Here is a 14391-nt window from a genome sequence, read left to right on the forward strand (position 1 = left end):
GTTGCTTCAAAGATACAAAAAAACAATGAAATAAAAGAATTTTTTACTACTTTTTAATTGATAATTATTTGATTATTAAACGTTTAACAACAGGGGATTCCAACAAGAGGATGACATCCTGCCAATTGATTGAATAAATACTTTCAGCACCATTACAGGTTACATGCATAAACTGGTAGCCGGGTCTGAAACGTTTCTCAAACATACTGTAAGACCGTCGGTCATAGCTGAACAAACGAACCAGACGTAAATCTTTAGACATCACGATAAAGACATCACCATCCTCAGGCTCACGGTTCAACTGTTGATGGATGATGGATAAGACCTTATCATATTTACAGCGCATATCATGAAAATCACGAACTAAGAAAAAACGATTTAGTCCTGTAATATTCAACATAAGCCCTCCAGTTTCTCCACTAAGCTTTTCAAACCTTCGTAGCTTAAATTTTTCTGACTGAGATGAACACCATTGCTCATGCGGATATCCACCAGGATTCGAAGTTCGGTATGACAAGAAAGCCGAGGATCCGATTCTGGCTTTACTTCCCGGATTGAGGAAGGACTTTCCGGCACTTCTGCTTCCGTTGAGGGAGAACCCAAAACCTGAACAGGAATTATCTTCTTTCGGGTATCCTTGTACCATTTGGAAAATAGGTTATAAGGAACTTGGTTGGACATACAAAATTTCTCAATAGAAACACCAGCAGGGATACCTTCCAATTTATAGCGCAAAAATAGACGCTCAAAATCATTGTAACTATACATAAACTTGGATTTTGATTTAACGAAAGCAAAGATCTGGATTTTATATCGGTTATACTATACGGCATTTTTGGACGCTAACAATTACCGCATAAGCGACCAACGAACATAATACAGAAATTGCCGTGTCAATACCTAAAATAACCCAATAACTGAAATAATTTTTGCGGACATATTGCACTATGTCCTTCAATGTTTTTTCCATTATAGTATAAATGAATAAAATAATATTTCGAAATTTGATTTATCTGATTGATTATGATCAGTACAAGGACTATGACTACGATTTCCATGTTGGTGTAGCCCAACAAAGAATCCCTTCATCTTTCGATACGTACATACATTTCTACACTATATCTTTTGTAAAGATATAATTCATAATACTTTATGGATTTTTATTTTTGAGAGAGGTCATCGATAAATATATCCACTGTTTGGTTACCGATGTCAGATAGACTGCCTGCTATTTTACAGACTTTCATTACATTTTTGCAGTAAAATCCCCATACCCCTATAAAATAGATTGATTACTCAATCACGTAAATCCCCATTTTCAGATACCGGCTCTACACACCCAGCCGGTATATCTACACATGCACACCCTAACATTGTCAATCGAACAGCAACTTTCGATTTCCCATTCACATGTACTAATTCCCCTTCCAATCCTGCCAATGGTCCCTTGATTACCCGTATTTTCTCTCCCGGAGCCAATGGCGATGTACTCATGCTAATCGTCTCATCCGAGTAATCGAGCATAAACTTAAATCGCAACATTTGTTGATCAGGAATAACAGCCGGAGTACTCTCCCCACGTAATACCATGTAACGGCTGATAGAAGATAAAGTCAGGACTTCTTTTTGTTCTTGCAGATCAACGTGAACGAAAATCATCATCGGAAGCAGTACCCGGTCGACAATTTTACGGCGGTCGCTCCATTGATGGACTTCTTGTTGAATTGGAAGGAAATTTTCGATCCCCATTTTCGTAAGCCGCTCACCCGTTTTTTTCTCGTGACAAATACGTACGATTGCCACCAACCAACGTTTTGAGTGCGCTACGCTGCTGCCAATCACATCTGTTGGCAGAAGATTTCGATCGTCATTTTTCTTAATGATCATGTATTTTTACCCCTCATTTTTCCATACCCCTTAGGCAATGGATTGAATTCGGTGACAAAGATAGATAAAATTATAAATAGTAAACAAGAAAAAACGCTTTCTTTTTTTACATACAAATAGAAATATACAGTTAAGACTATCTTGGACGTGAAAAATCCGCTATCACATTGGTTCTATTTTACCACCCATATTTTATACAACATCCCTAAACAAATCAGGCGCGGAATTTCCGCGCCTGATTTCTATTTCTTTGATTTACTTACCACTTATAATTGATACCGAAGCTAAGCAATTCTTTCAACTGGAAGAAGCTGTCTCCTTCAGTCGGTTTCGAGCTGTCGTCAAAACGGGTATGTATATAGAGCTTAGTAGAAAGATAACGGTTCAAAACGAAGTTGAATGTATTTTCCCATTCTACACGTGCCCAATGATAGTTGGTCAGACAATTGAGACGGGATTCTAAAGTCACTGCAGAGATGATGGTCCAGTTCAATGTGGATTGCAACTGGGAACCAAAGTCGTTTTTAGAGCATTTTCCTTTGTCTAAGCCAAACTTTGTTTCGTCTACTTCAGAATTACCGATATAACGCAAGTTATAAGTCAACGGCGCCATAAACACAGAAAGATTAAATTTCTTCTTACTCAATTTATAATCCATACCGACACTGACCGCCAAATCTGCCGGAGACATGAAAGATGAAACCAATTCTTCGCTGTTAGCTTTATATCCGTTGAAAAACTGTGTCTTAAACTCGGACGAAATGGTATAATACCAATTCTTGAAAGCTCTCAAACCTAATTTATTATACAAACGAAATTGGTCTGTATTGAACAGATATTTATGGTATTCATCTGACGGAGTGGAAGTCATACCTACTTTAGCTTCCAGCTGGTTCTCAAACAGCACCTTTTCATTGTCATTATAGTTGGCAAAAATCTGAAAAGTGGCTAATCCGGAGAAGTTACTTTCACCTCCCTTATACCAGTTATCCGAAAGGTGGTTCTGGCTAATCTGCAACGATCCGTTACCTCCGGTCACCCACCAGTTCGGCCGACTAATCTTCATATTGGCTTTCCCTACATTATCATCCATATTTTCCGGTTGGAACAGATGGATAACTGTTGCTTTCGGAGATATCTTCGGCTTCACATCATAACGGAATACATCACGACTCATAATACGGTCTTCTGTAGTGACAACCAAGTTCGGATGTTCCAAATAAAGATCCATCAATGCACTGTTCACTATTTTCTCGGCACGCTGGGTCTTGGTAAATGCCAGGGTATCATAAGGTAAAAGTTCCGCTGTCAGTTGAGGAGTGGTGTCCCATTGCATAGGTTTCCATTCCAATTTCGAATATTGTGCCATCGGAGCATAATAATATGCCAATGGTGTGAACAGACGAAAATAATCGGGATCAGACGGAATATAACGTGGCGGCACAGACAGATCGTTCAAATAATCTAATTGCGCGACATACTTATTATATAAATAAGAAACGGTATCCAGTTTCGGAGTCGGCCCCGACATATTCAGTTTGAGCATCAAATATTTCTGAAGTTCTGCAGAAAGGGTATCTGCCCTCACGACTCTGGCTTTTGCCACCACTGTTGAAGATTTAACCGTTTTGGCAGGTTTGATCGCTGTAGGAGCAGGCTGCAGAGAGTCAGTCGGAAGTAAAGCGGATTCGACAGGCTCCTGTGCAAAAAGCGATAACGATAAGATTGACAGGATAAACGCTGAACATAAAGTAGTAATTCTCATCATATTTGTCTATGGTTTAGAGTGCAAAGCTACATTATTTTGTTCAGAAATCATAGGATTCTTTTAAAATTGCATTTTTTAATAAAATTGTGGAGACGAAAGACTGTAATCTTCCTCTTTTTTTTATAATTTTGCGGTTTTTAAGTTCGTAAGAATACTACTAAGTAACAATTATTAAAACAGTTATAGCTGTGGGAGAAACAAAGTATATTTTCGTCACCGGTGGTGTTGCCTCTTCTTTAGGAAAAGGGATCATCTCATCATCCATCGGTAAGTTGCTGCAAGCAAGAGGTTATAATGTAACCATCCAGAAGTTTGACCCGTATATTAACATCGACCCGGGAACATTAAATCCTTATGAGCACGGGGAGTGCTATGTAACCGTAGACGGACACGAAGCCGACCTCGATCTGGGACACTATGAGAGATTCCTGGGAATACAAACGACAAAAGCGAACAACATTACTACGGGACGTATCTACAAGAGTGTCATCGACAAGGAACGCCGTGGAGACTATCTGGGTAAAACCATCCAAGTGATTCCTCACATCACAGACGAGATCAAACGGAATGTTAAACTGCTTGGTAATAAATACAAGTTTGATTTTGTGATTACTGAAATCGGTGGTACGGTAGGTGACATCGAATCACTCCCCTACCTCGAAAGTATCCGTCAGTTGAAATGGGAACTCGGTAAGAACGCTCTTTGCGTACACTTGACCTATGTTCCTTATCTTGCTGCTGCCGGAGAATTGAAAACAAAACCGACGCAACATTCTGTAAAGGAACTCCAAAGTGTGGGTATTCAGCCGGATGTACTGGTACTGCGTGCCGAGCATCCGCTAAGTGACGGACTGCGTAAGAAAGTGGCACAATTCTGTAATGTAGACGATAAAGCTGTTGTGCAGTCTATCGACGCGGAAACAATCTACGAAGTACCTATCCTGATGCAGGCGCAAGGACTGGACAGCACTATCCTCGAAAAGATGGGACTGCCGGTAGGAGAAACTCCGGGACTCGGCCCATGGCGTAAATTCCTGGAACGTCGTCACGCTGCAGAGACAAAAGAACCGATCAATATTGCACTGGTTGGAAAATACGATTTGCAGGACGCTTACAAGTCTATCCGTGAAGCTTTATCGCAAGCGGGTACTTACAATGACCGCAAAGTGGAAGTTCATTTCGTAAACAGCGAGAAACTGACAGATGAGAATGTAGCTGAAGCTTTGAAAGGTATGGCGGGCGTAATGATTGGTCCGGGATTCGGTCAACGGGGTATTGACGGCAAGTTTGTCGCTATCAAATATACACGTACACATGACATCCCGACTTTCGGTATTTGTCTGGGTATGCAATGTATTGCTATCGAGTTTGCACGCAACGTACTAGGATACGCAGATGCCAACTCACGTGAAATGGATGAAAAGACTCCGCACAACGTGATTGATATCATGGAAGAGCAGAAAGCAATCACCAATATGGGTGGTACGATGCGTCTGGGTGCTTACGAATGTGTATTGCAGAAAGGTTCGAAAGCATATCAGGCTTACGGACAGGAACATATTCAGGAACGTCACCGCCATCGCTATGAGTTCAACAATGATTATAAAGACCGATATGAAGCTGCCGGCATGAAATGTGTAGGTATCAACCCGGAATCGGATCTGGTAGAAATCGTTGAAATCCCGACTTTGAAATGGTTTGTCGGTACACAGTTCCATCCGGAATATGGCAGTACGGTACTGAACCCTCATCCGTTGTTCGTCGCCTTTGTGAAAGCTGCCATCGAAAACGAAAAAGCAACGGTGAACGGCTAACGATACGTGGTAAACAACCGGTAGTTTGTAATTTATATAATTTGTAATTAAAATAAGAATGGATAAAAACACCATCACAGGTCTCGTTCTGATAGGTATATTATTGGTAGGATTCAGTTTTTTGAGCCGTCCAAGCGAGGAACAGATAGCTGCGCAAAAGAAATACTACGATTCTATTGCCGTGGTACAGCAGCAGGAGGAAGCGCTGAAGGCAAAAACGGAAGCTGCACTGGCTAACAGTCAAAAAGAGGTGGCATCGGCTGCCGATTCTTCTGCTTTGTTTTTCAATGCCTTGCATGGAACCGACTCTAAAATCAGCATCCAGAATAATGTAGCGGAAATCACTTTCACAACCAAAGGCGGACGTGTCTATTCAGCCATGCTGAAAGATTATATGGCACAAGACAAAAAGACGCCGGTCATGTTGTTCGACGGTGACGATGCTTCGATGAACTTCAACTTTTACAACAAGGCAGGAGCCATCCAGACCAAAGATTATTTCTTTGAAGCTGTGAACAAGACGGACAGTAGTGTTACAATGCGTCTGGCTGCGGATAGCGCAAGCTATATCGATTTCATCTATACGCTGAAACCGGATAGCTACCTGATGAACTTTGAAATCAAAGCGACAGGCATGGAAGACAAGTTGGCTAGTACTAAGTATGTGGACATCGACTGGTCACAACGTGCCCGCCAACTGGAAAAAGGATTCACTTATGAGAATCGTCTGTCGGAACTGACTTATAAAGTAACAGGTGACAATGTAGACAACTTGTCTGCTGCCAAAGATGACAGTCAGGATTTGCCGGGACGCATTGATTGGGTAGCTTTCAAGAATCAGTTCTTCTCGTCTGTATTTATCGCTGAACAGGATTTCGACAAGGTTTCCGTTAAGTCAAAAATGGAACAACAGGGAAGCGGATATATCAAAGATTATTCTGCTGAAATGAATACTTTCTTTGATCCGTCAGGCAAAGAACCGACAGAGATGTACTTCTACTTCGGTCCGAACCACTTCAAGACGCTGAAAGCGCTGGATAAAGGACGTGACGAGAAATGGGAGCTTCACCGACTGGTTTACCTGGGTTGGCCGCTGATTCGCTGGATTAACCAGTTTATCACGATCAACGTATTCGACTGGTTGTCCGGCTGGGGATTGAGCATGGGTATCGTTCTGTTGATTCTGACTATTATGGTAAAAGTACTGGTTTATCCGGCTACCTGGAAAACGTACATGTCTTCTGCCAAGATGCGTGTATTGAAACCGAAAATTGACGAAATCAACAAGAAATATCCGAAACAGGAAGATGCAATGAAGAAACAGCAGGAGGTGATGGGCCTTTACAGCCAGTACGGGGTAAGCCCGATGGGCGGCTGTCTGCCGATGTTATTGCAGTTTCCTATCCTGATGGCTTTGTTTATGTTCGTGCCGAGTGCTATCGAGCTGCGTCAACAGAGTTTCTTGTGGGCGGACGACCTTTCTACTTATGATGCGTTCATCACATTCCCATTCCATATTCCGTTCCTGGGTAACCATCTTAGCTTGTTCTGCTTGCTGATGACAGTAACCAATATTCTGAACACAAAGTACACAATGTCTATGCAGGATACCGGAGCGCAGCCACAAATGGCGGCTATGAAATGGATGATGTATCTGATGCCGATTATGTTCTTGTTCGTCTTGAACGATTATCCGTCAGGTTTGAACTATTACTACTTCGTGTCAACGCTGATTAGTGTGGGTACTATGATTCTGCTTCGTAGAACGACTGACGAAACTAAATTGTTGGCTATTCTTGAAGCGAAAAAGAAAGACCCGAAACAAATGAAAAAGACCGGATTTGCTGCTCGCCTGGAGGCGATGCAAAAGCAACAAGAGCAATTGCAGCAGCAAAGACAGAATAAAAAATAAGGAGTAATTCCTGAATCATATTCTAAGAAAGCCGGACATCCTATTTTGGTTGCCCGGCTTTCTTTCTCTAAAAAATAAAATAAGATGAAAACTAAATATTCTTATAAACAAATCTGGACAATCTCCTACCCTATCCTAATCAGTCTGATTATGGAACAGATGATTGGTATGACGGACACTGCTTTTCTGGGACGTGTCGGAGAAATCGAATTAGGTGCTTCCGCCATTGCAGGTGTATATTACCTTGCCATTTTCATGATGGCATTCGGTTTCAGCATCGGTGCCCAGATATTAATTGCGCGTCGCAATGGAGAAGGAAACTACAAGGAAATCGGACCCATTTTTTATCAGGGCATATATTTCCTGCTTGCCATGGCAGTGATTTTATTCACGTTCTCCATCGTATTCTCACCATATATCCTCAAGAATATCATTTCGTCTCCTCACATTTACGATGCAGCCGAGAGTTATATTCACTGGCGTGTGTACGGGTTCTTCTTCTCTTTTGTCATGGTGATGTTCCGCGCCTTCTTTGTAGGTACGACGCAGACCAAGACGCTGACTTTGAACTCTATTGTGATGGTACTTTCGAATGTGGTATTCAATTATATCCTGATTTTCGGTAAATTCGGTTTCCCGCAATTGGGAATTGCCGGTGCTGCTATCGGCTCTTCGCTGGCTGAAATGGTATCGGTGATTTTCTTTATCATCTATACCTGGAAGCGGATTGACTGCAGGAAGTATGCATTGAATATACTGCCTAAGTTCCAAGGGAAAACACTGAAACGAATACTGAATGTTTCTGTGTGGACAATGATTCAGAACTTTGTTTCTTTGTCTACCTGGTTTATGTTCTTTCTATTTGTGGAACATTTGGGAGAGCGCTCTTTGGCAATCGCGAACATTATCCGAAACGTGTCGGGAATCCCGTTTATGATTGCAATGGCATTTGCATCCACCTGTGGTTCATTGGTCAGCAATCTGATCGGTGCAGGTGAACAGGATTGTGTACGGGGTACTATCAGGCAGCACATTCGCATTGGATATATATTTGTATTGCCAATTCTGATATTCTTCTGTCTATTTCCGGATCTGATCCTACGTATTTATACAGATATGCCGGATTTGAGAGCAGCATCCGTGCCTTCACTGTGGGTATTGTGTTCTGCCTATCTGGTACTGGTGCCTGCCAATGTTTATTTCCAATCGGTATCAGGTACAGGGAATACGCGGACTGCACTGGCTATGGAACTTTGTGTATTGGCTATCTACGTCACATACTCTGCATATTTCATCATGTACCTGCGGATGGACGTCGCATTTGCCTGGACAACGGAATGCGTATATGGTATTTTCACGCTGATGTTCTGCTACTGGTATATGAAGAAAGGAAACTGGCAGAAAAAGAAGATTTAAATCCTTTTTTCACTATCTTCGCAAGAAAATAAACATTTTATAAAATATATGAGACAAGCTAATTTAATTATGGTGTCGGCAGCAATGTTGTTAGCTGCCTGCGGAGGAACCAAAGACGCAGGCAAGACAGATCAGGTGCTTATCGAGAAATCGGATATTAAGATCGAAGGGAAGCGCATGACTCCCGAAGCACTTTGGGCTATGGGACGTATCGGCGGATTCGCCGTATCGCCCGACGGAAAGAAAATTGCGTATACGGTAGCGTATTACAGCGTACCGGAAAACAAAAGTAACCGCGAAGTTTTCGTAATGAACGCAGATGGAAGCGAAAATCAACAAATCACTCATACCCCGTATCAGGAAAATGAGGTGACTTGGATTAAGGGAGGCACCAAACTGGCATTCTTAAGTAATGACAACGGAAGCAGCCAGCTTTATGAAATGAATCCGGATGGTAGCGGGCGCAAGCAGCTGACCAGCTACGACGGAGATATCGAAGGATATTCCATCTCACCGGATGGCAAAAAACTGCTATTTATTTCACAAGTAAAGACGAAAGAAAGCACCGCTGATAAGTATCCGGACCTGCCGAAAGCCACCGGTATCATCGTTACCGACCTGATGTACAAGCATTGGGATGAATGGGTGACGACCGCTCCGCATCCTTTCATTGCTGACTTTGATGGTAACGGTATTTCCAATATCGTGGATATCCTGAACGACGAACCGTATGAAAGTCCGATGAAGCCTTGGGGTGGCATCGAACAACTTGCCTGGAATACAACCTCGGACAAAGTGGCTTATACTTGCCGCAAAAAGACGGGCCTGGAATATGCGATTTCTACCAACTCGGATATTTATATATATGACCTGAACACCAAGAAAACGGAAAACATTACTGAAGAGAACAAAGGATATGATACCAATCCGCAATACTCACCGGACGGCAAGTATATTGCCTGGCAAAGCATGGAACGTGACGGATACGAGGCTGATCTGAACCGTCTGTTCATCATGAACCTGGAAACTGGCGAGAAGCGTTTTGTGAGTAAGGCATTCGAATCGAATGTGGATGCCTTTGTTTGGGGAGCAGATGCAAAAGTGATCTATTTCACAGGTGTATGGCATGGAGAATCACAAATTTATGCGCTTGACCTGGCAAATGATTCGGTAAAGGCTATTACTTCAGGAATGTATGATTACGAAAGGGTAGCTCTTTTCGGAGATAAGTTGATTGCGAAACGTCATTCAATGAGTATGGGTGATGAGATTTACTCTGTGGCACTGGATGGTTCTACCACTCAACTGACACAGGAGAACAAACAAATCTATGACCAGCTGGAAATGGGTAAAGTGGAAGGTCGCTGGATGAAAACAACAGATGGTAAACAGATGTTGACATGGGTGATTTATCCTCCACAGTTTGATCCGAACAAGAAATATCCGACTTTACTGTTCTGCGAAGGAGGTCCGCAGAGTCCGGTAAGCCAGTTCTGGTCTTATCGCTGGAACTTCCAGATTATGGCAGCTAATGATTATATCATCGTTGCTCCGAACCGTCGCGGTTTGCCGGGATTCGGTGTGGAATGGAACGAACAGATTAGCGGCGATTACGGTGGCCAGTGTATGAAGGATTACTTCACTGCTATCGATGAAATGGCAAAAGAGCCGTATGTGGACAAAGATCGTCTGGGATGCGTAGGTGCCAGCTTCGGAGGATTCTCCGTATATTGGTTGGCCGGACATCACGACAAACGGTTCAAAGCGTTCATTGCTCATGATGGTATCTTCAACATGGAAATGCAATATCTGGAAACTGAAGAAAAATGGTTTGCCAACTGGGATATGGGAGGCGCATACTGGGAAAAACAGAATCCGGTGGCACAGCGTACGTTTGCCAACTCTCCTCACCTATTCGTAGAGAAATGGGATACTCCTATTCTCTGTATCCATGGAGAAAAAGACTACCGTATCCTGGCTAATCAGGCTATGGCTGCTTTTGATGCTGCCGTGATGCGTGGTGTTCCTGCAGAGCTGCTAATTTATCCGGATGAAAACCACTGGGTATTGAAGCCACAGAATGGGGTTCTATGGCAACGCACATTCTTTGAATGGTTGGACAAATGGGTGAAAAAAGCTCCGTCTAAATAAAATTTTACGTTAATTACATAGTAGAATAAACATAATAAACTAAAAGAAGCCCCTGTTCTCAATCTTTTGAGTTCAGGGGCTTCTCCATTGCATTCATCAAAATCGGCTAAAATTATAAAAAAGTTCGCTAAATTTACTCCGAATAAATATTTTCAATTTCTACAATATACATCTTATGGAAACCTCCATGAGCACCACCGTACCACTTTTCTATTGATTCTTTATCCAGAAAACATTCCGGTTTGATAGTGTCAGCATAAAGTTTCTTACATTCCAGACTCAAACGTGCCTGCTCGAACAGGACATTTCCTTTTTCTGTAAATAAAGGTTTCAATCCGGTTTCTTTTACTTTATCTATATTACGTCCCGACTTGGAACCACAAACAGCGTGAATTTTCTTATTCTCTTCTCCTAAGAAAGAAAGTGTCAGGTAATCGTTCTTCTCTACAAACTCGTATGTATACCGTTCGGGACGGATAAAAACGAAAGCAACCGGTTTATTCCACAACCAGCCGATGCCACCCCAACTTGCTGTCATCGTGTTAAACTTCTCTTTTGTTCCGGCTGTAACCAGCATCCACTCTTTTCCGATCGCTTCGAAAAAGTTTTCTTTCAAATCTTTTACTTCTAATTTCTTCATCTCTTTATTCGTAAATATGTATTCATAATTAGTTTATATAATAATTTAGGCACGGATTACACAGATTAACACGGTTACTTTGCAACAATAACAACACTAAAAACCGTGAAATCCGTACCTAGAAAAATAACGATTAATTCATGGCAGGTACTTATCTAATTATTTCTGTTTATTCAATTTCACAATCTCTCCCAAATAGGGAATCTTCACCGGAATCTTCCGTTTCTTAGCCTCTGTTGCGAAGACTTTCGGGGGATCATGCAAAGGCTCGTCAGACAAATCGAATGTGCCATAATGCATGGGAATGGTAAGCCCAGCATGCATTTCCTCGGCGGCAGTCAATGATTCGTAAGGCGATATATGATTGGGACGCATAAACCAGCGAGGTTTGTATGCCCCGATGCCTAACAAAGCATAATCCGGTGCTCCGAACAGATCGGGAATCTCACGGAAGTGACTGGAATAACCTGTATCACCGCTATAATAAAGAGAAATTCCATTTCCTTGCAGCATGAAAGCTCCCCACAGTCGCTGGCCACCATCACGTACGGAACGTTTGCTCCAGTGTTGTGCCGGTAGAAAAGTAATCTTCAATCCCTCATCTTCCATTTGTTGATACCATCCGGCTTCAATCACTTTCATTTCGGGAAACCATCCCTGAATCAGCTCACCGGTTCCCAAGCCGCAAAAGAGTTTCATTTGCGGGTTATTCTTCAGTAAACGGGCTATACTCTGTTTATCCAAATGATCGAAATGGTCATGGCTGACAAGTAGATAATCAATCCCTGTAAATATGTCAGGATTAGCGGGAAACTCGCTCTGTCTCTTCACAAAAGGAATACTGCCGAACACAGGATCGAACATGATTCGTTTACCTGCTAACTGGAGAAAGAAAGAATTATGTCCGAGCCATATCAGGGAATCTCCCACCACTGCATCCAATGAACGGAGATAACAAACTTTTGGATCCCATTTCACCGTTTTCTTCTCTTTGCGTTGGGGATTGGGCGAAAGACGCCATTTCAGTACACTCCCCATCCCCGGACGGAAGCGATGCTGCCGATTAAAAAAACGCCCGCGCACCATCGGATTTCCTCTCCAATAAGGGTTGACTGTCGCTAAACGTTCGTTTCTCCTAAAACATATATGTTCACCCATTTTTATTTCCTGAATACGTATTTACAAACTTACTAAAAATTTCTCGATTTACGATGAATTAGAGTAAACAAAAAATGTACCCCGGACACACTATCGGGGTACATTTACTTATAAAGGAATAAATATTATCCTTTTTTAATAGAATGAGACTTCGTTAAGAGCAGTGCAAGCCATACAAAGGCAGTTGCCAGCCAAGAGCTGAAAGATTAATAATCATTATGACTGCACCCAATATCCATAGAATCAATAGCGACCATTTCAAACCCGTTCCCATCGGTGACCAATGGAATAATTGCCGCAAGATAGTATACAAGAAAGCTCCTAACGGAATGCCGATGAGGGCAACTCCGGCAATCGTACCTAGCAGTGTCATCATTGGAGATACGGAAGCAACCGGCATCCAGTCGATGGCAGGCAGCATCTCGTAAAGCAGTGCTCCTCCGCTAACTGCCACGGCAATTGCTGCAAACACCAGTGCTACCAGTACAACGGCCAGTACGAACAAGACAGGGCAGCAGAGAATGACAAGAGCTACCAGAAATATTTTAAAGAGAACAGCAGCAATGGAAACAAATACATCGCCTATCTTTTGAAGAAAGGTACGAGGTTTGCCGGAGTTCATATAGTTGTTAACTCCGTCCGCTACACGTTCGAAACCGTCTGTCACTGTTTTGCCAATATTCTCAATGGTCACTGCTTCTCCACGCATACTCAATTTTTCCGCGGCAGTACGGGCTTCCGGAATAACGATCCATCCGATAATATAAAGTATAATCATCGGGCAATAAGGTACAAATACAAGGATAATCATCAATATACGCACTAATGTGATGTCCCAACCGAAGTAAGCTGCCAATCCTGCCGCTACGCCTCCCAACAATTTATTATCCGGATCACGGAACCAGCGGCGTTGAGCAGCGGTTTGCGTACTGCCTTGATTAGCGGACGATGTTTGTTCCGTTCTTTTCTGTGAGTCCATATCCTCATCAGCAATTCCAAAGTCTTCCGGTTTGCCGACACGAGCGATAATTTCTTCTACATCCGAAACTGTGATGACCTGTTTTCCTTCAGTTACTTTCTCTGCAAACAGTTCAGCAATACGCATCTCAATATCGTTTACGATCTCTTCCGCACCCTCCTGTTTACGAAAGTAATGCTTCAAATTAGACAGATAATTATCTAACAATCGGTAGGCATCGTCATCTATATGATAGACAATTCCTCCTAAATTTATGGTCAATGTCTTTTTCATTTTTATTTCTTCTTTTTCGGATTATCTATTGGCTATATGATTCACTGTATCGTTAAGTTCTTTCCAGGAAATTTCCAGCTCTCCCAAAAAGACTTCTCCTTGTTCAGTGAGTTTATAGTATTTGCGGGGAGGTCCTTGGGTAGATTCTACCCACTCATAACTTAACAGGTCATCATTTTTCAGACGGGTAAGCAATGGATACAAGGTGCCTTCCACTACAATCAGTTGGGCTTCTTTCAATTTCTGAATAATATCAGAAGCATAAGCGGGCTCCTTGTGCAACAAAAGCATGATACAATATTCAAGCATGCCTTTCCTCATCTGTGATTTTACATTGTCTACTTTCATTATTCACTTCTTTTAGATGCACAAATATATGCATTACTTTAGTAC

Annotated in this window: 12 protein-coding genes; 4 read left to right on the forward strand and 8 right to left on the reverse strand. The window is 42.2% G+C overall.

The features are described 5' to 3' along the window. Positions 1 to 64 precede the first annotated feature (64 nt). The 4 genes from tnpB to CJF29_RS13880 form a co-directional block, all read right to left on the reverse strand. Positions 65 to 400: an IS66 family insertion sequence element accessory protein TnpB gene (gene tnpB, locus CJF29_RS13865; protein WP_099147683.1), complete on the reverse strand. Its 336-nt coding sequence runs from the start codon at positions 398 to 400 to the stop codon at positions 65 to 67. Continuing rightward, positions 394 to 768 (reverse strand): hypothetical protein, encoded by a 375-nt coding sequence (locus CJF29_RS13870; protein ID WP_099147684.1) that lies wholly within the window; start codon positions 766 to 768, stop codon positions 394 to 396. Before CJF29_RS13870 ends, tnpB begins: the two co-directional genes overlap by 7 nt. 528 nt (positions 769 to 1296) lie before the next feature. Then, a complete protein-coding gene (locus CJF29_RS13875; RefSeq protein ID WP_099146947.1) occupies positions 1297 to 1887 on the reverse strand; it encodes a UpxY family transcription antiterminator in 591 nt (196 codons plus the stop codon). A 259-nt stretch (positions 1888 to 2146) separates the two neighbouring features. Continuing rightward, on the reverse strand, positions 2147 to 3655 hold the full coding sequence (locus tag CJF29_RS13880) for a DUF3078 domain-containing protein (protein WP_099146948.1): 1509 nt from the start codon (positions 3653 to 3655) through the stop codon (positions 2147 to 2149). A gap of 188 nt (positions 3656 to 3843) precedes the next feature. Here CJF29_RS13880 and CJF29_RS13885 point away from each other — a divergent pair, with 188 nt between their 5' ends. From CJF29_RS13885 to CJF29_RS13900, 4 genes are all read left to right on the forward strand, one after another. Continuing rightward, the gene (locus tag CJF29_RS13885; protein ID WP_004299973.1) at positions 3844 to 5469 is read left to right on the forward strand and encodes a CTP synthase; all 1626 of its coding nucleotides are present in this window, start codon (positions 3844 to 3846) and stop codon (positions 5467 to 5469) included. 58 nt (positions 5470 to 5527) lie between these two features. Continuing rightward, entirely contained in the window at positions 5528 to 7381 is a 1854-nt protein-coding gene (gene yidC, locus CJF29_RS13890) for a membrane protein insertase YidC (protein WP_099146949.1), read from the forward strand. An 84-nt stretch (positions 7382 to 7465) separates the two neighbouring features. Beyond that, positions 7466 to 8797, forward strand: a complete 1332-nt coding sequence (gene bexA, locus CJF29_RS13895) for a multidrug efflux MATE transporter BexA (protein WP_004303606.1) — start codon at positions 7466 to 7468, stop codon at positions 8795 to 8797. A gap of 48 nt (positions 8798 to 8845) precedes the next feature. Next, the gene (locus CJF29_RS13900) at positions 8846 to 10948 is read left to right on the forward strand and encodes an alpha/beta hydrolase family protein (protein WP_099146950.1); all 2103 of its coding nucleotides are present in this window, start codon (positions 8846 to 8848) and stop codon (positions 10946 to 10948) included. A gap of 133 nt (positions 10949 to 11081) precedes the next feature. On the opposite strand, the gene CJF29_RS13905 is transcribed toward CJF29_RS13900, so the two are convergent. From CJF29_RS13905 to CJF29_RS13920, 4 genes are all read right to left on the reverse strand, one after another. After that, the gene (locus CJF29_RS13905) at positions 11082 to 11588 is read right to left on the reverse strand and encodes a flavin reductase family protein (RefSeq protein ID WP_004303618.1); all 507 of its coding nucleotides are present in this window, start codon (positions 11586 to 11588) and stop codon (positions 11082 to 11084) included. A 159-nt stretch (positions 11589 to 11747) separates the two neighbouring features. Next, the gene (locus CJF29_RS13910; protein ID WP_004309258.1) at positions 11748 to 12746 is read right to left on the reverse strand and encodes an MBL fold metallo-hydrolase; all 999 of its coding nucleotides are present in this window, start codon (positions 12744 to 12746) and stop codon (positions 11748 to 11750) included. Between the two features lie 154 nt (positions 12747 to 12900). After that, positions 12901 to 13998, reverse strand: a complete 1098-nt coding sequence (locus CJF29_RS13915; RefSeq protein WP_004299979.1) for a PspC domain-containing protein — start codon at positions 13996 to 13998, stop codon at positions 12901 to 12903. Between the two features lie 21 nt (positions 13999 to 14019). Then, complete coding sequence (locus CJF29_RS13920; RefSeq protein ID WP_004299980.1) at positions 14020 to 14346, reverse strand: PadR family transcriptional regulator; 327 nt, start codon at positions 14344 to 14346, stop codon at positions 14020 to 14022. Positions 14347 to 14391: the final 45 nt, after the last annotated feature.

This window comes from Bacteroides celer, from assembly GCF_002632415.2.
Classification (GTDB): Bacteria; Bacteroidota; Bacteroidia; order Bacteroidales; family Bacteroidaceae; genus Bacteroides.

Coding starts and splice junctions, on each gene's coding strand:
- CJF29_RS13870 (WP_099147684.1), bottom strand. CDS start 768: ATGTATAGTTACAATGATTTTGAGCGTCTATTTTTGCGCTATAAATTG.
- CJF29_RS13880 (WP_099146948.1), bottom strand. CDS start 3,655: ATGATGAGAATTACTACTTTATGTTCAGCGTTTATCCTGTCAATCTTA.
- CJF29_RS13915 (WP_004299979.1), bottom strand. CDS start 13,998: ATGAAAAAGACATTGACCATAAATTTAGGAGGAATTGTCTATCATATA.
- yidC (WP_099146949.1), top strand. CDS start 5,528: ATGGATAAAAACACCATCACAGGTCTCGTTCTGATAGGTATATTATTG.
- CJF29_RS13910 (WP_004309258.1), bottom strand. CDS start 12,746: ATGGGTGAACATATATGTTTTAGGAGAAACGAACGTTTAGCGACAGTC.
- CJF29_RS13900 (WP_099146950.1), top strand. CDS start 8,846: ATGAGACAAGCTAATTTAATTATGGTGTCGGCAGCAATGTTGTTAGCT.
- bexA (WP_004303606.1), top strand. CDS start 7,466: ATGAAAACTAAATATTCTTATAAACAAATCTGGACAATCTCCTACCCT.
- CJF29_RS13920 (WP_004299980.1), bottom strand. CDS start 14,346: ATGAAAGTAGACAATGTAAAATCACAGATGAGGAAAGGCATGCTTGAA.
- tnpB (WP_099147683.1), bottom strand. CDS start 400: ATGTTGAATATTACAGGACTAAATCGTTTTTTCTTAGTTCGTGATTTT.
- CJF29_RS13905 (WP_004303618.1), bottom strand. CDS start 11,588: ATGAAGAAATTAGAAGTAAAAGATTTGAAAGAAAACTTTTTCGAAGCG.
- CJF29_RS13875 (WP_099146947.1), bottom strand. CDS start 1,887: ATGATCATTAAGAAAAATGACGATCGAAATCTTCTGCCAACAGATGTG.